Origin of the sequence: Rhodococcus sp. NPDC056506 (genome assembly GCF_042794945.1) — a bacterium.
Classification (GTDB): Bacteria; Actinomycetota; Actinomycetes; order Mycobacteriales; family Mycobacteriaceae; genus Rhodococcus_F.
Genome location: NZ_JBHTSW010000007.1, coordinates 99,500 through 119,823 on the forward strand (window position 1 = coordinate 99,500; position 20,324 = coordinate 119,823).

Sequence of the window (20,324 nt, forward strand, 5' to 3'; positions counted from 1 at the left end):
GTCAACGAAGTGGAAAGGCCCTCATGCGAAGCTCCATCGCACGTCGTGCCGCAGTGTTCGGTTCGGCCGCGCTGCTGCTCCTCGGACCGATTACCGCGGTCGCGAACGCAGAACCGAACGAATCCGGGGTATCCGATCAGGCAGCCCATCTGCCCGTCGAACTCGCCGAAGCTCTACAGCATGACTTGGCGCTGACGCCCGACCAGTTCGTCTCGCGTTCCGAGCTCGCGCAGAAGCTCGCCGAGTTCGCCGCCATCGCGCGCGTCCAGTTCCCCGACTCCTTTGCCGGTGTCTGGCTCGACGACCTCGGCAAGGGCGTCGTCGCTCTCGCTGACGGTCGAGACAAGGACGCCGCCCGCGAGGCCGCCGAGAAGGCCGGCTTCGAGGTCAAGGACGTCGCTCAGAGCGAGCAGGCTCTGCAGGGTCAGCTCTCGGCGCTCAACACGTGGCTCGATTCGCAGCCTGCCGAGGTCGCTGACCTCGTGCGTGGCATTGCCGTCGACGTAGTCGGCAACGGAGTCGCCCTCACGGCCGATCCTGCCGCCGGCATCGAATTGCCTGAATTCCTGAAGCGGACTGTTGTACACACCGCTGCTCCGCTACTGGTTCCCCCGATCGTCGCGGACCTCATCCCCGCAACCGGGTCCGCCACCGGCGACGCCGCACTGGGCGGAGACGCCTTCGGCGCAACCTCCGGTAACACCGGGCTGCGTTGTTCGTTCGGCTTCAACGGCACCGACGGTTCAGGACGCACGGTCAACATCAGCGCCGGCCACTGTGATCCCAACCGCGCCGCCGCCGGCACCTCGAACTCCAGCCAGGTCTTCCCGATGGTGAACAACCAGACCGGACCCCGCGTCGGATACTTCGCCAAGAGCAGCTTCGACGGACGCGACTACTCGATCATCAACATCGACGACAACGCGAAGTACCGCTTCGAGAACAACAGCGTGCGGGTCCCGTTCAACCGCTCGGTCAACATCACCGGTACCGCCGATCCTGTTGTGGGCGCCCCGGTCTGCAAGGCAGGGTCGACCACCGGCTTCAGCTGCGGCGTCGTCACCGGCGTCAACCGCGTCGCCAAGGTTTTGGATCACACCCTCGACAACGGCTTCACCACCAACATCTGCGTCCTGCAGGGTGACAGCGGTGGCCCCATCGTCTCCGGAACGCTGGCAGTGGGCATCACGAGTGCCTCCAACGTCGCCACCTCGCCCCTGTGCGAGATCGCTCAGGCCGAGACATTGTTCGGACAGGAAGCACCGACGCAGTACGCGACGCCGATCAACGACATCCTCGCGGCCAATCCGGGCCTGAAGGTTCGCGACTACTGATCGCACACATTCCCTGAGGTAGCAAAACGGGCGCCACACCTTCTGAAGGTGTGGCGCCCGTTTCGGAGTCCGTGACGTTCTACTGGAAGAGAGTTGTTCCAGCCGGAGCGTTCAGGACCTTGATCAGGTCCATACCCGCGACAATGGCGGTTCCACCGCCGGCGAGGATGGTACCGGCGACTCCACCGATACCGGCGCCGGTGACCATGCCGGGCAGGCAGCCGATAACCAGGCCGGGCAGACCCACGATGCAACCGATGACTGCACCGACGATCGTGCCGGTGAGGCTACCGATCTGCGTGGCAAGCCCGAGCTGTGACTGGAACTTCTCGATGGCCTTCTGATCCTCGTCAGGCGAAGCGACCGGGGTGAACTCGGCAGCGACCGGCTTCGGCTTGGAGCTGGCCGGATCCAGGTTCGGCTTGAGGGTGAGGGTCTTGCCGTCCTCACTGACGGTCTCGTCGAACGGGAACTGAACGTCGCCGAGGTTGAACGCGAGCGGCAGGCTCACGAGAGTTGCGCCCTGGCTGTTCTGCAGGTCGACGTGTGTTCCGTCACCGGATACGCGGAATGCCCCGGCGTCGATGGTGGTGACGACAGCCTGGTCGACGACCTCGGCGGTGTACGAAACGTCGGGTGACGTCTCCGGAGCTGCGTAAGAAGTACCTGCAGCGATGCCCGTAGCGGCAATGGTCATCGCTGCGACGGCCGCAGCTTTACGAATGAACATTTTCAATCCTCCCCGGGATCGGGCGGGCGCAAGTCGATGACTCACACCACCCGTGTCCCCTGTGCGTGACGGGCGTAACGATAACAGCCGGTCGGTTGGCCTCACCTGCTCGGAACCCGAGTTAGGGCTGCCTGACAGATGGACACCTGATGGGCACCGCCTAACGTGACGACCAGACATGTCTGCGTCTGGCCAAGCCCGTCCGACGCAGAAGATTGATCTCTCCAGGCCACGAGCGGTTACCAGCCGGTACCTACAGGCTGGTAATGCTAGTTACTGGCGGGTAACATAACGCAGGTTAGTATCAGTGGGCTGTCCCGAGGTGGCCGACGCGTCGCCCTGAAACGAAAGGCCGCGACATGAATGCCCTGACGATTACGTTGGGCACGATTGGTGCACTGCTGAGCTTGGTGTGTTGGTACATCTTCCTCTCAGGTGCATTGAGGATGTTCAACACCGTGCGCATCGGCCAGTCGGCACCCGATCGATGGCGCCCGTTCTTCCCTCGCTTCAAGCAGATGATCATCGAGTTCATCGCGCACACGCGCATGAACAAGTTCCGCAGCGTCGGCTGGGCCCACTGGCTCGTCATGGTCGGCTTCCTCGGCGGATTCCTGCTGTGGTTCGAGGCTTACGGCCAGACGTTCAACCCCGAGTTCCACTGGCCCATCTTCGGTAACACGTGGGCGTGGCACCTGTGGGACGAGATCCTCGGCCTTGGCACCGTCATCGGTATCACCACGCTGATCGTGATCCGTCAGCTCAACCACCCGCGTCTGCCCGCGCGCCTGTCCCGTTTCGGCGGCTCCAACTTCAAGGCTGCCTACGTCATCGAAGGCATCGTCCTGCTCGAGGGCCTGGGCATGATCATGGTCAAGGCCGGCAAGATCGCGACCTACGGCCACGCCAATCCGTGGACCGACTTCTTCACCATGCAGGTCGCCAAACTGCTTCCCGCCAGCCCCGTCATGATCTCGGTGTTCGCGTTCGTCAAGCTGATGACCGGCATGATCTGGCTCGCGATCGTGGGCCGCAACATCACCTGGGGTGTCGCGTGGCACCGCTTCTCGGCGTTCTTCAACATCTACTTCAAGCGTGAAGACGACGGCACCGTCGCCCTCGGCGCCGCAAAGCCCATGATGTCCAAGGGCAAAGCCCTCACCATGGACAACGTCGACCCCGACACCGACACCCTCGGCGCCGGAAACATCGAAGACTTCTCATGGAAGGGCTGGCTCGACTTCACCACCTGCACCGAGTGCGGGCGTTGCCAGTCCCAGTGCCCCGCGTGGAACACCGGAAAGCCGCTCTCCCCCAAGCTGCTCATCATGTCGCTGCGTGACCACGGCTATGCCAAGGCCCCGTATCTGTTGGCCGGTGGACGCAAGGACATGGGCGGCGACGAGATCGGTCTCGTCGACGCCGAAGGCAACGTCAGGGAAGGCGCCCTCGCCGCGATCCCGGAGGCTGCACGACTCGAGGCCGACCGCAAGCTCGTCGGTGAGACCGTCGAAGGTGAGATGGCCCCGGTCATCGACGCCGAAACCCTGTGGAGCTGCACCAACTGCGGCGCCTGCGTCGAGCAGTGCCCCGTCGACATCGAACACGTCGACCACATCATCGACATGCGCCGCTACCAGGTCCTCATCGAGTCGGAGTTCCCCTCCGAGCTCGCCGGCCTGTTCAAGAACCTCGAGAACAAGGGCAACCCCTGGGGTCAGAACTCCAAGGACCGTCTCAACTGGATAGGCGAGATGGACTTCGAGATCCCCGTCTTCGGCAAGGATGCCGACAGCTTCGAGGACTACGAGTACCTCTTCTGGGTCGGCTGCGCCGGTGCCTACGAAGACCGTGCCAAGAAGACCACCAAGGCCGTTGCCGAGCTCCTCGCCACCGCGGGAGTGAAGTTCATGGTTCTCGGCGCCGACGAAACCTGCACCGGCGACTCCGCTCGTCGTGCCGGCAACGAGTTCTTGTTCCAGCAGCTCGCGATGCAGAACATCGAGATGCTCAACTCCGTCTTCGACGGTATCGAGAAAAAGAAGCGCAAGATCGTCGTCACCTGTGCGCACTGCTTCAACGCCCTCGGCAACGAGTACCCGGAGGTGGGCGGCGACTACGAGGTCGTGCACCACACCCAGCTGCTCAACCGCCTGGTGCGCCAGAAGAAGCTGATCCCCGTTGCATCCGTGAGCGAAGACGTCACCTACCACGACCCGTGCTTCCTCGGACGCCACAACAAGGTCTACGACGCTCCCCGTGAACTCATGGAAGCCTCCGGCGCCAAGCTCGTCGAAATGCCGCGTCACGGTGAACGTTCCATGTGCTGTGGTGCCGGTGGCGCCCGCATGTGGATGGAAGAGAACATCGGCAAGCGCATCAACGTCGACCGCGTCGACGAAGCGCTCTCCACCAACCCCAAGAAGATCGCCACGGGTTGCCCGTTCTGCCGCGTCATGCTCACCGACGGCGTCACTGCCCGCCAGGAGCAAGGCCAGGGCGAAGGCGTCGAGGTTGTCGATGTCGCACAGCTGATGCTCAACTCCGTCACCCGCCTCGAACCCGCTAAGCTCACCGAGAACATCAAGGTGATCCCGCGGGAGAAGGCACCGGTCGCTGCTGAGGCAAAGGCCGAATCCGTCGAGCAGGATCGGGTCGCCGAAGTCGAGGAAGCAGCTGCGACGCCGGAAGCCAAGGCCGCTCCCGCCGGCAAGGGCCTCGCCATGAAGGGCCTTGCCAAGGCACCCGGAGCGAAAGCTCCCGGCGCCAAGGCACCCGGCAAGGGTCTCGGAATGGCGGGCGGGGCAAAGGCTCCCGGCGCCAAGAAGGCCGCTCCTGCCGAAGCCGACGCAGCTCCCACTGCCGAAGCCGCAACACCCGCCGCACCGGCGGCAAAGCCCAAGGGCCTCGGTCTTGCGGGCGGAGCCAAGGCTCCCGGCGGCAAGGGACTGCAGATGAAGGGCGCCGCCAAGGCACCCGGAGCCAAGGCCGCTGCCGCACCGGCAGCGGAAGCTCCCGCTGCTGAGGCTGCTGCACCCGAAGCTGCTGCACCCGTCGCCAAGCCGAAGGGTCTGGGCCTGGCGTCCGGCGCCAAGGCTCCCGGCGGCAAGGGACTGCAGATGAAGGGCGGGGCCAAGGCTCCTGGAGCGAAGGCAGCCCCTGCTTCTGAAGCACCTGCCGCTGCACCCGAAGCACCCGCCGCTGCACCTGCTGCACCTGCTGCACCGGCAGAGGCTCCGGCCGCCGAGGCGGAAGCTCCGAAGGCTCCACCGGTCGCCAAGGCAGGCGGACTCGGATTCAAGTCGGGCGCAAAGGCTCCCGGTGCTCGGAAGGCAGCCCCCGCTGCAGCCCAGGCGCCGGCAGCGCAGGCACCGACTGCGGAGGCACCGGCTGCGGAGGCCGAACCCGTGAAGGCAGAACCCGTGAAGGCAGAAGCACCTGCTGAGGCGTCCGCACCCGCGGAAGCTCCGGCACCTGCCGCTGCGCCGCCCGCCCCCAAGGCCGGCGGACTCGGATTCAAGGCCGGCGCAAAGGCTCCCGGTCGCAAGAAGTAGACGCACCACCCGCGAATGCCCTCACCGTCATGGTGGGGGCATTCGCGTTTGTATGGGAGCCCCTAGCCGACCGAGCACCCTTTCCCTCGACCCAACACACCGTGCAGCACGCGGAAACCGGTGCTCGCCCTACGCAAGTGGTGCTCACTCCCCCGCCAACTCGAGGCCTGCGTGTCAATCAGCGACAAGCATCACCGCACCGCGCGCACGCCCGACACCCCTTTCCTGCTGCCGTCCGATGACGTAACGCCCCGGAGCGATGCCGGTCGCGCCGTGCTCCGGATGGATGAGGTACGCAGTCACCCGGGTGTCGACCACGACGAGTGCAAGGCCCCGCGCATCTTTCACCGGCGTCGACCACCTGCACTCCCCTGCATCTGCAACCAAGCTGTGAGGGTTCCCGCCCGCCGCACTTCGCAGCAGTTCCACTCCGGAGAGCGGAACGTTCACTGATCGAGTCCACGGCAGAGGCGCGACGATGTTTGCAAGCAGCGAGAACGGGATCACGATGAGATCGCCCTGTGCCTGAAGACCGTCGACCACAGGAATGGACACTTCCTTGTCGAGATAGTCGAAGACATCGAGGCCGGTGAGGGTGGTAAGAGCGGACAAGGTCATGTTCGAGTTCATAAGTATCACCAGGGGTTTGAGGTTGGGGTGCGTTTGACGTTCAGGTTCGGCGAACGAGGCGTGCATAGTCGGCACCGGTGATGCCGTAGGTCCATCCGGCGGCATCCATCGCGGACGTGAACCATCCCGGCACGTGAAGACCGTATCGCCGTCGATGCCCATCGCGCTCGAGAGAGCCGTTGACCGCGAGCAGGATTCGTCCACTTCGGCCCCAGGCTTCCGGTGACGCGTAGAGCTGAAGCAGACAACCTGCATTGCCGGGATCGTCAGTTTCGTCGACCAGTGTCAGTCCGGCAATCTCGATGTAGGTATCCCAGCCGATGCGCTCGATCGCACATCGGCGGATCTCGACATTGCGCTCCTGCGCGATCCGGTCGGGGTTCGGGTCGAGCACCACCCAGTCGGGAACGATCGCCCCGTGCAGAACGAACGCGTTTGTGCCGTCGTCGAATTCGATTGCGGGGGAATCAGAATGGTGCAACCGCCGCGCTCCCTGCGCGCTGCCCGGAATCGGTTCGGCATGTAAGGCAGTGGGTCGTTCAGCCATGATGCACACATTGTCGAACGCCCACCACCACCCGGTCGAGTCAGCCAGCGCCGTTTGCACGTCGAGAAGCTCACGGTCTTCCGAATCGAATGTCGCAAGACCATATCGGCGGAACGTGTCGTAGTACGCGATTCGATGGGCTTCTTGCTGTCCGTACCAGGTCACCCTGCCTGCCACCGGGGTCAACATCGTTCGTATCGTAGCTGCGACGCCGTCGAACAGCGTGGTGTGCAACGATTCCCAAACGGACGCCCTGATCGGGCGCTCCCTCTGTCGGCGTTCTATCTGCCAGCCAGTTCTCCGACGTTCGATTCGCGTGTCCATGCGGCGGCGCGATGCAGCAAACATGCTCGCGATATACCCAGATGCGCAGTCGAGTCCGGCGCCGTCCAAGGACATCTTGGTCGACAGTCCTTCGGTGACGATCAGGTCCGAACCGGCACGGGGAGACGGAACCCAGACGAACTCCGGTTTCGGGAATCCGGACCGCCGATACAGTTGCGAGACAGAGGATTCTGCGGTGTTTCGATCAGCAGGACGAGTACACAATCCGCGTTCGAGCCAAACGTCGCGGATCTTTTCCAGGGCCAGACTGTCTTCGTCGAAGAGATTGAAGTTCTCGGGCAATGTCGCTCGACGTGATGCCGACGAGCGAATCGGTGCGGCGCTCACGCGACGGTGGCGGTGTCCGCCTTTCCTGTAGTCATAGTTCTACAGCGTGGCACGCAAACGCTCCGAATGCAAGGAACACCCGGGCGCAACGTCGAGAACCGGCCACCATTTCCGTTTACTCAACACCCCCTCCAATGGGGTGAAACCAGTTCGCACTGTGGACAAGTGGTGCTCACTCGAACTTATCCACAACCTCCGGATCACCACTTCTCTCTCGTCGCCACGTGCACCAAGATCGATCGGCATGGGGGAACAGACACATATCATCCGCAGGCCGGACCAACTGTCGATCGGTCGCACCGATGCCGAGATCCGACAGGCCTGCGCCAGTGGAACCTGGGCCAGAATCCATCGTGGTGCGTACGTGGACAGCGGCCACCTGTCCCGCCTCGACGCATACGGACGACATCGATTGCGGACCGAGGCCGTGGCCTGCGCCGCTTCATCCGGTGCCGCTGTCAGCCACATCTCGGCTGCGGTGCTGCACGGTTTCGAACTCTGGAACACTCCGCTCGAGGTCGTCCACCTGTCCCGGAACCGGCGAGGTGGTGGCCGAAAGTCCGCTCGACGTCACGTGCACTCGACATCGCTGACGGACAACGAGATCATCGAAGTCGATGGTCTGCGCGTCACGACTCCGGCTCGCACTGTTGCCGATCTCGCCAGAGTGCTGCCTTTCGAACAGGCTCTCGTGGTTGGTAATTCAGCACTGCGCCGGTCGTCATTGACGACGGAAGCGCTCACGGACTCGATTGCGCTCAGCCCGAACCACCCGCGACATCGACACGCGCTCCACGCCCTCGCTGCGATGGACTCCCGTATCGAAAGCGTCGGCGAATCACGCAGCCTCGCGCTGTTCATCCGCGAGCACTTGCCGCTCCCCGAGCCCCAGGTCGAAATCCGCGACGCTCGCGGGCCGATCGGTCGCGTCGACTTCCTGTGGCGTGAACAGTGCACTGTCGGAGAGTTCGACGGTCGCATCAAGTACGGCCGACTGGTGCCCGCCGGTCGCAGCGCCGAGGACGTGCTCTGGAACGAGAAACTCCGCGAAGACCGGCTCCGTGACGCAGGTTGGCAGGTCGCGAGGTGGACCTGGTCCGACCTGTCGACTCCGTCGGTCGTGGCAGGTCGGATCATGGCGGCCTTCTCGCGCGGGCCGGTCAGGTACCAGCCGGCTCCCACAGCTCCAGTGCCGGAATGCCGGGTGGGGTGAATCCTAGTACCTGCCCGTAGAAGGACAACTCGGCGTTACGTGAGCTGATGATGGTCGACTGCTTGCGGAATCCGTGGGATTCACCCTCATAGGCGAGGTACGCGTGCGGAATACCCTTGGCCACCAAAGCATCTCGGAATCGCTCCGCCTGAGAGGGTGGCACGATCGGATCGTCGAGACCCTGGAGCAGCAACACCGGGCAGTTCAACCCGTCGACGTTGTTGAGCGGAGCACGTTCCGCATACAGATCGGCAGATTCCGGCAGCGGGCCGATCAAACCGTCGACGTAGCGCGATTCGAAATCGTGAGTTTCCTGCACGAACAGGTCCAGTTCGGCCACGCCGAAATAGGAAGCACCACAAGCGAACACGTCGGAGGTTGTCAGCGCGGCCAGAACGGTCCATCCACCGGCAGATCCGCCCTCGATGGCAAGGCGGGCCGGATCGGCAAGTCCCTGCTCGGCCAACCCGGTGACGGCGGTGACGACATCCTGCACGTCGACGACGCCCCACTGTCCACGCAGTCGGTTGCGATACTCCCGTCCGTAACCGGTCGACCCTCCGTAATTCACGTCGACGACGCCGATTCCGCGGCTGGTGAAGAAGGCGTAGACGAGGTTCAGTGCCGGTGCTACGTGCGCCGTCGGGCCACCGTGAACAAACGCGACGTACGGCGGCAGTTCACCGTCGAGACCTTTGTATCGCGGACTGCGCGGCGGATACGCGACGGCATGCACTTCTCGCCCCTGTCCGTGGGCGACGACGGCCCGCGCTTCCGGGAGATACGCGGACTCGGGCAATTCTTCGACCGAAGAACGGATTTCTTCGAGTTCGCCGGTACCGAGGTTCAATTCACGTAGCGCACCCGCCAGCTTTGCTCCGCCCGAGGTGAGCAGCAGCCGGTCTCCACGGACCTGCATGAGGCCGATGCTGGTGACGCCAGGGATCGCGATGTCGCGCAGTTCTCCCGACGCCGGGTCGAGTACCGCCAGTGTGTCGGTTCCCACGGTGCGTGCGGTGAGAAGGTGTCCGTTGTCGAGTTCGACGAACCAGCGCGCGCCGAATCGCCAGTGCGGCCCACCGAAATCCGCATCCGTCGGGCAGATCGGGGTGATCTCGGCGCCGACGCGATAGATGTTCCACCAGCCGCTGCGATCACTGATTGCGTAGAGCTCGTCGTCGGTGATCCACTCCGGTTGCAGGACAGACTCTTCGGATCCACCGACCAGCACGGAATACGCTTGCGCGACGCCGTCGACGAGTGGAGCGACCCGAAGTTCGGTACCGTCCCAGGGCATTTGGGGATGATCCCACGCGATCCAGGCGATCTTGGTTCCGCTCGGCGAAAGCCTCGGCGAGGAGAGGAAATCGGAGCCGCCGACGATCGAGCGAATCTCACCGGAGCCGTCCAGCGGTATCGCACAGATGTCGCGAGTGATCGTCCCGTCGACAGCGTGCGCCTCCCTAACCGCCCACACCTCGCCGTTCACGATCTGCAGGTCCGCGTACCGCAGCGCGGCCGGCGACGCCGGCTCTGGCGTCAGAGCCCGCGGAGTGAGGCCGTCGAGGACGTACACACGTTGATCGGAGAATTCACTGAAGACCAGTTTCCCGGACTCCGTGACGGTCCAGGCGCCACCGCCGTACTCGTGAACCCTGGTCCGCGCATTCCATGGCGCAGGGAGAAGGTCGACGGGTTGGTTGTCGAGACCAGACCGACGAATCGACGTCCGACCGCTCTCGGTCGGCCGGAGTTCGGCCCACCAGATCTCGTCGCCGACGTATCGTCCGCCCTCGACTGGGTGCCCGCCTGCAGCGAGATCAGCTGCTGTGATCGGCGAAGTCCACGATCCGTACGGGGCTGCAATCTGCTCGCTCGGGGTCATCGCTCGACAATAGCCAACGGGTCGTGCGAGACGGTCCCCGACAATGCACTTGCACAGTGGTGGGATCATGTAAGTCGTGAGCACACCAGAACCCGCCCGCCATCGTCAGCCGCACCGCGAGCTGGAGCAGTCGTCGAAGCTCCAGAACGTCCTGTACGAAATCCGTGGACCGGTGCACGCGCACGCCGCCCGGTTGGAGGCGGAAGGGCACCGGATCCTCAAGCTCAACATCGGCAACCCGGCACCGTTCGGATTCGATGCTCCCGATGTGATCATGCGGGACATGATTGCTGCTCTGCCCTATGCGCAGGGCTATTCGGAATCCAAGGGCATTCTGTCGGCGCGGCGCGCGATCGTGACGCGATACGAGCTGGTTCCCGGCTTCCCCGAGCTCGACGTCGACGACATCTACCTCGGCAACGGTGTTTCCGAGCTGATCACGATGACCATGCAAGCTCTCCTCAACAACGGCGACGAGGTGCTGATCCCAGCGCCCGACTACCCGTTGTGGACGGCGATGACGAGCTTGTCCGGCGGCACACCCGTCCATTACCTCTGCGACGAGGCCAACGACTGGAATCCCGATATCGCCGATATCGAATCCAAGATCACCGACAAGACCAAGGCTCTCCTCGTCATCAACCCGAACAATCCCACGGGTGCGGTCTACTCGATGGAAGTTCTGCAGCAGTTGGTCGATCTGGCGCGCAAGCATCAGCTTCTGCTGCTCGCCGACGAGATCTACGACAAGATCCTCTATGACGACGCAAAGCACATCTCACTGGCGACGCTTGCCCCTGATCTGCTGTGCCTGACGTTCAACGGCCTCTCGAAGGCCTACCGTGTCGCGGGCTACCGCTCCGGCTGGGTGGCGATCACCGGACCGAAGGATCATGCGGCCGGCTTCCTCGAGGGGCTCGATCTCCTGGCGTCGACGCGGCTGTGCCCTAATGTCCCCGGACAGCACGCCATTCAGGTCGCCCTCGGCGGACACCAGAGCATCGAGGACCTGATCCTGCCCGGCGGCCGCCTCCTCGAGCAGCGCGACGTCGCATGGGAGCGGCTGAACATGATTCCTGGTGTCTCGTGCGTCAAGCCTCGCGGCGCGCTCTACGCGTTCCCTCGTCTGGATCCGAACGTCTACGAGATCCACGACGACGAGAAGTTGGTTCAGGACCTGCTTCTCCAGGAGAAGATCCTGATGGTTCAGGGCACCGGATTCAATTGGCCGAACCACGATCACCTTCGAATCGTGACGCTCCCGTGGGCCCGAGATCTTGCCGTGGCCATCGAACGATTCGGCAACTTCCTCACCAGTTACAAGCAGTAGATTCTCCGGCCGAATCCGGGCGAAATCGAGTAAACAATTCGTTGTACAAATGCCCCGTAAACGTAAAACGGCGGGGCATTTGTGCGACCTTGGTCACATATTTCGCAAACCACGCGGTTTGATTGACACTTTAACTAATTAGTGACCTGCCCTGATGTGAAAACGGTCCAACCGGTACGTGATTCGTTGTGAAATTGGTAGTTGGACAACGCGCCAAATCGGTTTGAAATTGGGTACATTAGTTATCAGCACTTCGGTGCCGCGAGCACCTGGTATCCCTCCCCCCCCTGTGGATACCAGGTTGGTGGCGGGGACAACCCCCCCTGTTCCCCGCCACCCAGCTCGACCAATCCCAGTTTTCACATTCCGGTACTTCTCTCCCGGTTATTGCCTGTGCCGACACTGCCGTTGATCAACAATGCCGTCGATCGACACTATCCACAGAAGCTGATCATCCGCTTCGGAGCCGATAACATTGCACCGGTGCAAATCCCCAGTCCGACACTCCGTTTCCGATGAGTCACGGCCACGGCCACGGCGGACCCATTCAGATCGGGCCCACCGCATCCCGCGTCGTCATCGGCTTGCTCGTCGTCATCGGTATGGTCGTCGTCGCAGCAGCAATCGCGCTGTGGCCGGACAAGAACACCATTCCCGTCCCGCTCCCGTTTCAGAACGCCGACGGCAGCTCGGTGGAAACCGAAGCGGGCACTGTCACGATGCAGGACCTCGGCGACTGCGGAAGCTCCTCCGCTGGAAGGGTATTCGTCGGCGCACCGCAACCGCCACCCACCTCTGCCTATCAATGTCAGCGAAGTATCGTCGATATCGAATCCGGGCCTAATGCCGGAACAAAGACATTGCTCGAGGTCATTCCAGGTGCCGGTCAGCCGGACCTTCGCGTGGGTGACCACATTCGACTCGTGCGTCAGACGGACCCGAACGGCAATACGCAGTACTCCTTCGAGGACTATTCGCGTGGACTCCCGCTGGCGCTGATCGTCGTCGCGTTTGCCGTCGTCATCATCGCCGTTGCGCGGTGGCGCGGACTGCGCGCACTTGTCGGCCTGGTGATCGCCTTCGGCGTTGTCGTCGGATTTCTCCTCCCCGCCTTACTGGACGGCAAGCCTGCAATACCCGTTGCACTGGTCGCCGGGGCGGTGATCTTGTACGCGGTTCTCTATCTGGCGCATGGCGTCTCGTTGAAAACCAGTTCGGCATTGCTGGGCACCCTCGCCGCGATGGTGCTCGCTGCCGTTCTCTCCTACCTCTGTATCGAACTGACTCATCTCACCGGCTTGTCCGAAGAGCAGAACACCAATGTTCAGACGTACATCGAGCACATAGACATCACCGGCCTGCTGTTGGCGGGATTCATCATCGGCTCACTGGGCGTCCTCAACGACGTCACCATCACCCAGGCATCCTCGGCGTTCGAGTTGGCCGAACTCGACAAGCATGCGTCCCGCCGAAAAGTCTTCAGCGGTGCGATGCGGGTCGGACGCGATCACATCGCCAGCACGGTCTACACCTTGGTTCTCGCGTACGCGGGCGGGGCTCTGCCGTTGCTGCTGCTCTTCAGTGTCAGCGGGCGCCCGCTTCAGGACGTTTTGGTCGGTGACGCCGTCGCGATCGAAATCGTACGGTCCGCGGTCGGCGGAATAGCTCTGGCTCTTTCGGTTCCGCTCACCACTGCCATCGCCGTGATTCTCGCGCGGCCACCCGGCAGTGCGGTAAAGGCCGGTTCGACTTCAGGTGGACGCCACTCCAAACGCTGAGAACCGGGCCTCAGAGTCCAGGAATCGGCGGGAGGACCGGCAACAGAATCGGCGGCAGTCCGGGAATGTAGATCGCGGGCGGCGGAGGCGCAGGTGCTGGCGCCGGCGGCACGTAGGTGTCCTGCACAACCGGCGGTGCCTCGACGACGGGTGGGGCTTCCTCGGTCGTAGTCGGAGGCGGCGTCGTTGTGGTCGGCGGCGGCGGAGTGGTCGTGGTCGTCGGGGCTGTCGTAGTCACCTCGGTTGCCACAGGTCCGGCTTGTTCGGAGTCTCCGAAGACCTTTCCGCCGTAGCCCAACCCCAGTCCGACGATGACGACTGCCGCGATCACACCGGCGCCGAGGCCGGCAAAACGCAGTGGATTCCTAAGCTCGGTGGATGTGGTTTCCACAGTCTGTGTTCCGGCGAGCCACGACGGGTGTGCGGTCCCTGCTCCGACTCCCTTGTCTTCGCGCACTGCCGAGTACGCCTGGGCGTCAACCATCACGGCCACGGTATCGGCGTCCTGCTCGGCCCCGAACCCGTCCGTGACCGGTTCACTGTCAGTGACGACAAAATCTGCACTTTGGTCGAATCGTTGCTCGTGTCGGTTCGGTCGTGGCTGCGGCAGTTCCGCAGCGTACGGACTCGACCTCTGTTCCTGCGGAACAGACTTCACCTCGGCAGCAACCTCCGGCGCAGCTTTCGGTCGCTCCGATTCGGGGAGCGTCGCGACTCCTCCATGGCTGAACGCCTGTACCGGGACGGGCACCTCCGCCGGTGTGTGAATCGGATAAGGCGCGAAGATCGGCGCCACCGCCGGGACCTGAACCGGCGCGGCGACCGGGCGTGACGACGGCGTCACGGACAACTCCGCGATCAGCGCAGCACCTTGTGCGGTCACCAGTTCAGGCTGCTCGGGCGCGATGACGGGGCAATCGAGCCACGCCGCGAGAGTCGCCCGCACGATCGGGACGCGCGCGCCGCCGCCGATGAGGACAATCGCGTCCGGGTTGCGGCCGGACGTAGCGATGACCTCGCGTATTTCTCGCGCAAATGCCTCCACCGACGTGATGACCAGGGAATCGAAGACTTCCCGCGACAGCAAGAGAAGCCCACCAGGGCCGGGCAGGCACACGGCGCTCCGTGTGGACAGCTGTTCCTTGGCAAGTCGGCATCGCGCCTGCAGTTCAGAGTCGCCGCCCGGGTCGGCCGGCGTCGCAATTCGGCGACGCACCGTTTGGTCGGAGTAGACGAGGTCGTCGAAATGGTCTCCACTGACCCGAGTCGACCGAGCGGTCACGACGGTAGACCTCGTATGCCTGTCCACAACGCTGATCGTCGATCCCGAACTACCCATGTCGACGACGACAAGCGTGTTCTGGTCGGTCAGCGCACCGGGTTCCTCGAGCATCCGGAGCGTCGCCGAAACTTCGGGAACCAACTCGAAGTTGTCGACACCTTTCTGTTCGAACGCGGTCTGGAGTGCACCGGCTTGCGCTTGATCCCGGTAGACGACGACCGTATGACTGCTGAGTTCGGCATTCTCGGACAACGCCACTCGGGTCGCTTCTGCAGCGATGTCCTCCGGGACGTCCCGCCCCCGCTCAACCGATCTCGATCGAAACACCGGACCGCTGTGGTCAGGCGTCCCCGGTCGCGCCAAACGCACAGCGCTGGCTCCCACCGTCACGCCCAAAACCAAGTTCATGATCCACCTTCGTCGACCGTGGACGGGTCTTGTCAGCAGACCCCGTCATTCCCCGGCCGGAAGTCTACCCACTAGGGGTGGTCCGCGAGGTTCGCGCGTCGCATCTAACAGCCAGATGCAGCTACTTTTTCGCAACCTGGACGTTCGACCTAGCGACCTAATCCGCGATAGTTCCATCCGGCAGCACGCCAGACCTTCGGATCGAGGCAATTTCTGGCGTCGACGATCACGCGTCGACGAACAAGGGGTTCCAGATCGGCAGGCACGAGTGAGGCGAACTCGTCCCATTCGGTCGCGATCAAAACGACATCAGCATTCTTACAGGCGTCTGACGTGGAGGTTGCGTAGTGCAGGGTGGGGAACAGTCGGCGAGAATTGTCCATCGCCTTCGGATCGAAGACGGTAACTGCCGCCCCGTGAAGCTGCATCATTCCCGCCACGTTCAGCGCAGGCGAATCGCGAACATCGTCGGATTCGGGTTTGAATGCCGCCCCGAGCACCGACACGTTAGCTCCCAGCAAACCGCCTTCGCAGGCTGCCGTCACCAGTTCCACTGCTTTTGTTCGTCGTCGCATGTTGATGCTGTCGACCTCACGAAGAAAGTACAGCGCTTGGTCTACACCCAACTCGCCGGCGCGTGCCATGAAAGCCCGAATGTCCTTCGGCAGGCAACCACCGCCGAACCCCAAGCCCGCATTCAGAAACCGCCTGCCGATCCGGTCGTCGTATCCCAGAGCGTCCGCCAACATCGAGACATCGGCGCCGGTGGCCTCACACACCTCCGCAATCGCGTTGATGAAGGACACCTTGGTCGCGAGAAACGCATTCGCAGATCCTTTGACCAACTCGGATGTAGCCAGATCGGTCACGAGGAACGGCACCCCCGCACCTAGCATCTCGGCGTACACCTCACGAAGAACACCTTCGGCATTTCCCGGTCGATCACGATCAACCCCCAGAACCAACCGATCAGGGCTCAGGGTGTCCGCGATGGCGTGCCCCTCACGCAGAAACTCCGGATTCCAGGCCACCTCGACGGCGTCACCCGCGGGCGCAGTGGCCCGCAGTCGCTCGCCGAGAGCCGCAGCCGTCCCCACCGGGACGGTCGACTTGCCGACGATAAGCGAAGGCCGTAGAAGGAACGGCGCCAACATGTCGATCACCGAATGAACGTGACTCAGATCCGCGGCGTACTCCCCCTTCTTCTGCGGAGTCCCCACCCCGACAAAATGAATGTCGGCGAATTCCGCGGCGTCGGCGTAGGACGTCGTGAACCGGAGCCGACCCGACTCCAGATTCTTCTCGAGCATTTCGGTCAGGCCCGGCTCGAAGAACGGGACCTCCCCCCGAGACAACTTGTCGACCTTGGACTGGTCGATGTCGACTCCCAGCACGTCGTGGCCCAGTTCGGCCATACACACTGCGTGGGTCGCCCCCAGGTATCCCGTTCCGAACACGGTCATTTTCATGTGTTGTTGGTATGCGCCCGAACTTTCCGACACGCGTACGCGAGGTGGGCGCGAAACCAACATCGGGCGTACGACGAGTGCGTCGCGCCTGCGACCTATGCTTCTGCCATGCACGTTCTCTTTGTCTGTACGGGAAATATTTGCCGATCACCTACCGGTGAACGCCTGGCGCGTGCCTATGCCGCCGAAGCCGGGGCCACCGGATTCACCGCTTCGAGTGCCGGCACCCGGGCGATGGTCGGACACCCGATCGAGCCGACTGCGGCACGGGTTCTCGCGGGTCTCGGCGGCGAACCCGGAGAGTTTCAAGCCCGACGTCTGACGACGGCGCTGGCTGCGGATGCCGATCTCATTCTCACGATGACCGAAAGTCACCGGGACAAAGTCCTGGCGATGGCTCCGACCCGACTGAAGCGCACCTTCACCCTTCGAGAGGCCGCACGGTTGGCCACGCTCGCCGACGCCGGCAGTGTCGACGATCTCGCCGCCGCCAGACCGCGTTTTCGTGCCACCGAACCCGAGGACGTCACGGATCCGATGGGTAAGGAAGAGAAGCTCTTTCACGAGATCGGACTTCAGATCGCCGACCTCGTGGGCCCGTTGCTCAGCCGACTTCGCTTCGGCGAGGGCTGAGCGAAGTCACCGCGGTCAACTGCGGTAGCGACTTGTCCGACTCGTAGGAGTAGCTGTACTCGTATGCATTACGTCCTCGAGACGGAGTCATCGTGATGACAGTGCCCAGGACGTGTGCTCCCACGCTCTGCAGGTTTCCGACGGCGCGCGCCAGTTGATCACGCTTCGTGGAGCCGTGTCGGGCGATCACCAGAGCGCCGTCCGACATGGCTGCCAGAACTGCAGCGTCCGTGACGGGTAGCAGCGGAGAGGCGTCGATGATGACGTAGTCGTATCGCGCCCGCAGTTCCTCCAGAACGTGTTTGGCCGTGTCCGTGCCGAGCAGTTCGCTCGGGTTCGGCGGGATCGGTCCCGAGGCCAGCACGGTCAGCCCGGCGAATTCGGTCGGCTGCAGCACGTCATCCAGGGTCGCTTGACCAGAGAGTACCGAACTGACACCGACGCTCCCGATCAATCCCAGGTACTTCGATACCCGCGGCTTCCGGAGATCACCTTCCATCAGACAGACCGATTTACCTGCCTCTGCCAAGACCAGTGCGATGTTCACTGCCGTGGTTGTCTTACCTTCGGAGGGAAGCGAACTCGTGACGACAATCGCGCGAGGTGGGTGATCGACTTCGAGGAACTGAAGGTTGGTGCGCAATTCGCGGAACGCTTCGGCACTCACGGAATTACCTTCACTGAAAGCAATCGCGTGGTTCACTTCGACGTCCTTGTCGAACGGGATCGTGCCCACCATCGCCGAACCCGCGATCTCTTCCACCGTTCGACGATCCTTCACCGTGTTGTCGAGTCGATCGCGAATCAGCGCAAGAGCGATCCCCAACAGCAGTCCCGCCACTGCTCCGAGCGCGAGGTTGCGCGAAGTCTTGGGTGACACGGGAACAGTCGGCTCTTGAGCTTGCTGCTCGACGACCACACGTGCAGGCGGTGTTCCGCCGTTCTCGGGTGTCTCCAGTTCCTGTGCCAATGCGACGAATTCGGACGAGAGCGTGTTCGCTATCTCGCGTGCGAGTTCCGGTGACGCGTCCTTGACCGCGAGGTCGATCAACACAGTGTCGGGCGCCGACGTTGCAGTGACCTTGGAGGCCAACTCGTCAGCCGACATCCCGCCGACCACTCTCGGCCCCAGTTCGTCGATCGTCCGCTGTGCGAGCGTTCGACCCGTCAGAAGTTTTGTATACGACAGAACTCGCTGCTGCGACAGCTGGCTACCTTGAAGTGCCTCGTTGACCGAGGTTCCCTCCGACGTCGACACGAACAACCGGGTCGAGGCCTGGTAGATCGGTGTCGAAAGAAGGGACGCACCAAGTGCTCCCAGGATTCCGAGCACGGTTACGACCGCGGCTGTCCGCCACCTGGCTTGTAATATCTTGAGGTAGTCGATTATTTCCATCTTGATGTCTCCTTCGGCTCACGCATGCCCACTGCGGGTCTGAGCGGTTGTTGCCGGTCAGGCCGCTAGGGCGAACCGGGCTTTCTCAACTTCGATATCGATCAACTGCAGCAGGCACCACGCCCTGTGCTCACGGACGTCCCAATCCGCGGTATGTCCAACCCGCGCCTCGCCAGCCGGCTGGCGACAGGCAGTTACGCCCGTCGACGATCACTTTCTTGCGAACCACCGAGTCGAGATCAGACGGTTGCAACTTCAAGAATTCGGGCCACTCGGTCAATACCAGGACGACATCGGCACCTTCACAGGCCTCCAACGCATTTGCCGAGTAGGTCAGCGTCGGGAAGAGCGCGCGCGAATTGTCCATGGCCTTCGGGTCGTACACATTCACTGCGGCACCTTGGAGCTGAATCTGACCCGCGACATTGAGTGCCGGCGAGTCACGAACGTCGTCCGAGTCAGGCTTGAATGCGGCACCCAGAACTGCAACTCGCGCGCCGAGCAGCGATCCGCATGCCTCCCGAGCCAATTCGACCATTCGGGTACGTCTGCGCATATTGATGTTGTCGACTTCGCGCAGGAACGTCAGTGCTTGGTCGGCACCGAGTTCCCCGGCTCGAGCCATGAAGGCACGGATGTCCTTCGGCAAACATCCTCCGCCGAAACCAATTCCCGCGTTGAGGAATCGACGTCCGATCCGAACGTCGTGCCCGATCGCGTCGGCGAGCACCGTGACGTCGGCGCCCGCGGCCTCGCACACTTCGGAGATCGCGTTGATGAACGAGATCTTCGTGGCCAGGAAAGCATTCGCTGACGCTTTGACCAACTCCGCCGTCGCAAGGTCCGTGACAAGAAACGGAATCCCCTCATCGATGAGCTCTGCATAAACTTCGCGCGCAACAGATTCTGCCCGACCGCGGACATTTCGATCGACCCCGAGCACCAGCCGGTCCGGGTGCAACGTGTCCTGGACGGCAAATCCTTCACGGAGAAACTCGGGATTCCACGCGACTTCGACGCCGTCACCGATCGGTGCCAGTTCCCGCGCGCGCTTACCGAGCCGTTCCGCGGTTCCCACCGGCACCGTGGACTTGCCGAAGATGACCGAGGGTTTGGTGAGCAGCGGCGCCAAAGTCTCGATCACCGCGTCCACGTAGATCATGTCCGCGGCGAACTCGCCCTTCTTCTGCGGCGTCCCGACGCCGAGGAAGAACACGTCCGCAAATTGTGCGGCTTCCTCGTACGACGACGTGAACTTCAGTCGCCCTCGATCGATGTTTCTTCGTAGGACCTCGCCCAACCCTGGCTCGTAGAACGGAACTTCACCTGCTGCCAGTTTCTCCAGCTTTGCCGCATCGACATCCACTCCGAGGACCTCGTGACCGAGTTCGGCCATACAGGCCGCGTGTGTCGCGCCCAGGTATCCCGTGCCGAATACTGCTATGCGAGTGCTCATGTTGCTC

The 20,324-nt window shown here is 63.0% G+C and carries 14 protein-coding genes; 6 read left to right on the forward strand and 8 right to left on the reverse strand.

The features are described 5' to 3' along the window. Nucleotides 1-23: 23 nt before the first annotated feature. Nucleotides 24-1,334, forward strand: a complete 1,311-nt coding sequence (locus ACFQ6H_RS09290; protein WP_158170301.1) for a S1 family peptidase — start codon at nucleotides 24-26, stop codon at nucleotides 1,332-1,334. Between the two features lie 79 nt (nucleotides 1,335-1,413). Here the strand turns inward: ACFQ6H_RS09290 and ACFQ6H_RS09295 are convergent, their stop codons facing one another. Further along, entirely contained in the window at nucleotides 1,414-2,064 is a 651-nt protein-coding gene (locus ACFQ6H_RS09295) for a glycine zipper family protein (protein ID WP_050655717.1), read from the reverse strand. A gap of 359 nt (nucleotides 2,065-2,423) precedes the next feature. Here ACFQ6H_RS09295 and ACFQ6H_RS09300 point away from each other — a divergent pair, with 359 nt between their 5' ends. After that, nucleotides 2,424-5,618, forward strand: coding sequence for a (Fe-S)-binding protein (locus ACFQ6H_RS09300; RefSeq protein ID WP_378645651.1), 3,195 nt, complete (start codon nucleotides 2,424-2,426; stop codon nucleotides 5,616-5,618). A 174-nt stretch (nucleotides 5,619-5,792) separates the two neighbouring features. On the opposite strand, the gene ACFQ6H_RS09305 is transcribed toward ACFQ6H_RS09300, so the two are convergent. Then, nucleotides 5,793-6,248, reverse strand: a complete 456-nt coding sequence (locus ACFQ6H_RS09305) for a hypothetical protein (protein WP_378645654.1) — start codon at nucleotides 6,246-6,248, stop codon at nucleotides 5,793-5,795. 40 nt (nucleotides 6,249-6,288) lie between these two features. Next, nucleotides 6,289-7,467, reverse strand: coding sequence for a DUF6745 domain-containing protein (locus tag ACFQ6H_RS09310; protein WP_378645657.1), 1,179 nt, complete (start codon nucleotides 7,465-7,467; stop codon nucleotides 6,289-6,291). A 244-nt stretch (nucleotides 7,468-7,711) separates the two neighbouring features. Between ACFQ6H_RS09310 and ACFQ6H_RS09315 the strand changes: the two genes are divergently transcribed. Further along, nucleotides 7,712-8,680: a hypothetical protein gene (locus ACFQ6H_RS09315; RefSeq protein WP_378645659.1), complete on the forward strand. Its 969-nt coding sequence runs from the start codon at nucleotides 7,712-7,714 to the stop codon at nucleotides 8,678-8,680. On the opposite strand, the gene ACFQ6H_RS09320 is transcribed toward ACFQ6H_RS09315, so the two are convergent. After that, on the reverse strand, nucleotides 8,628-10,565 hold the full coding sequence (locus ACFQ6H_RS09320) for a prolyl oligopeptidase family serine peptidase (protein WP_378645662.1): 1,938 nt from the start codon (nucleotides 10,563-10,565) through the stop codon (nucleotides 8,628-8,630). The genes ACFQ6H_RS09315 and ACFQ6H_RS09320 overlap by 53 nt on opposite strands. A 76-nt stretch (nucleotides 10,566-10,641) precedes the next feature. On the opposite strand from ACFQ6H_RS09320, the gene ACFQ6H_RS09325 reads away from it, so the two are divergent. Together ACFQ6H_RS09325 and ACFQ6H_RS09330 are read left to right on the forward strand one after the other, a co-directional pair. Next, nucleotides 10,642-11,895, forward strand: a complete 1,254-nt coding sequence (locus tag ACFQ6H_RS09325; protein ID WP_378645665.1) for a pyridoxal phosphate-dependent aminotransferase — start codon at nucleotides 10,642-10,644, stop codon at nucleotides 11,893-11,895. Between the two features lie 515 nt (nucleotides 11,896-12,410). Next, nucleotides 12,411-13,673: a YibE/F family protein gene (locus ACFQ6H_RS09330; RefSeq protein ID WP_378535987.1), complete on the forward strand. Its 1,263-nt coding sequence runs from the start codon at nucleotides 12,411-12,413 to the stop codon at nucleotides 13,671-13,673. A gap of 10 nt (nucleotides 13,674-13,683) precedes the next feature. On the opposite strand, the gene ACFQ6H_RS09335 is transcribed toward ACFQ6H_RS09330, so the two are convergent. Further along, nucleotides 13,684-15,363 carry an Hsp70 family protein gene (locus tag ACFQ6H_RS09335; RefSeq protein ID WP_378645667.1) on the reverse strand — a complete coding sequence of 560 codons (1,680 nt, stop codon included), beginning with the start codon at nucleotides 15,361-15,363 and terminating at the stop codon, nucleotides 13,684-13,686. A gap of 149 nt (nucleotides 15,364-15,512) precedes the next feature. After that, a complete protein-coding gene (locus tag ACFQ6H_RS09340) occupies nucleotides 15,513-16,832 on the reverse strand; it encodes a UDP-glucose dehydrogenase family protein (RefSeq protein WP_378645670.1) in 1,320 nt (439 codons plus the stop codon). A 108-nt stretch (nucleotides 16,833-16,940) separates the two neighbouring features. Here ACFQ6H_RS09340 and ACFQ6H_RS09345 point away from each other — a divergent pair, with 108 nt between their 5' ends. Next, nucleotides 16,941-17,465 carry a low molecular weight phosphatase family protein gene (locus ACFQ6H_RS09345; protein WP_378635490.1) on the forward strand — a complete coding sequence of 175 codons (525 nt, stop codon included), beginning with the start codon at nucleotides 16,941-16,943 and terminating at the stop codon, nucleotides 17,463-17,465. On the opposite strand, the gene ACFQ6H_RS09350 is transcribed toward ACFQ6H_RS09345, so the two are convergent. Together ACFQ6H_RS09350 and ACFQ6H_RS09355 are read right to left on the reverse strand one after the other, a co-directional pair. Continuing rightward, nucleotides 17,437-18,861: a polysaccharide biosynthesis tyrosine autokinase gene (locus tag ACFQ6H_RS09350; protein ID WP_378645672.1), complete on the reverse strand. Its 1,425-nt coding sequence runs from the start codon at nucleotides 18,859-18,861 to the stop codon at nucleotides 17,437-17,439. The two genes, ACFQ6H_RS09345 and ACFQ6H_RS09350, sit on opposite strands and share 29 nt — an antisense overlap. A gap of 130 nt (nucleotides 18,862-18,991) precedes the next feature. Continuing rightward, the gene (locus ACFQ6H_RS09355; protein WP_378645674.1) at nucleotides 18,992-20,317 is read right to left on the reverse strand and encodes a UDP-glucose dehydrogenase family protein; all 1,326 of its coding nucleotides are present in this window, start codon (nucleotides 20,315-20,317) and stop codon (nucleotides 18,992-18,994) included. Nucleotides 20,318-20,324 lie beyond the last annotated feature (7 nt).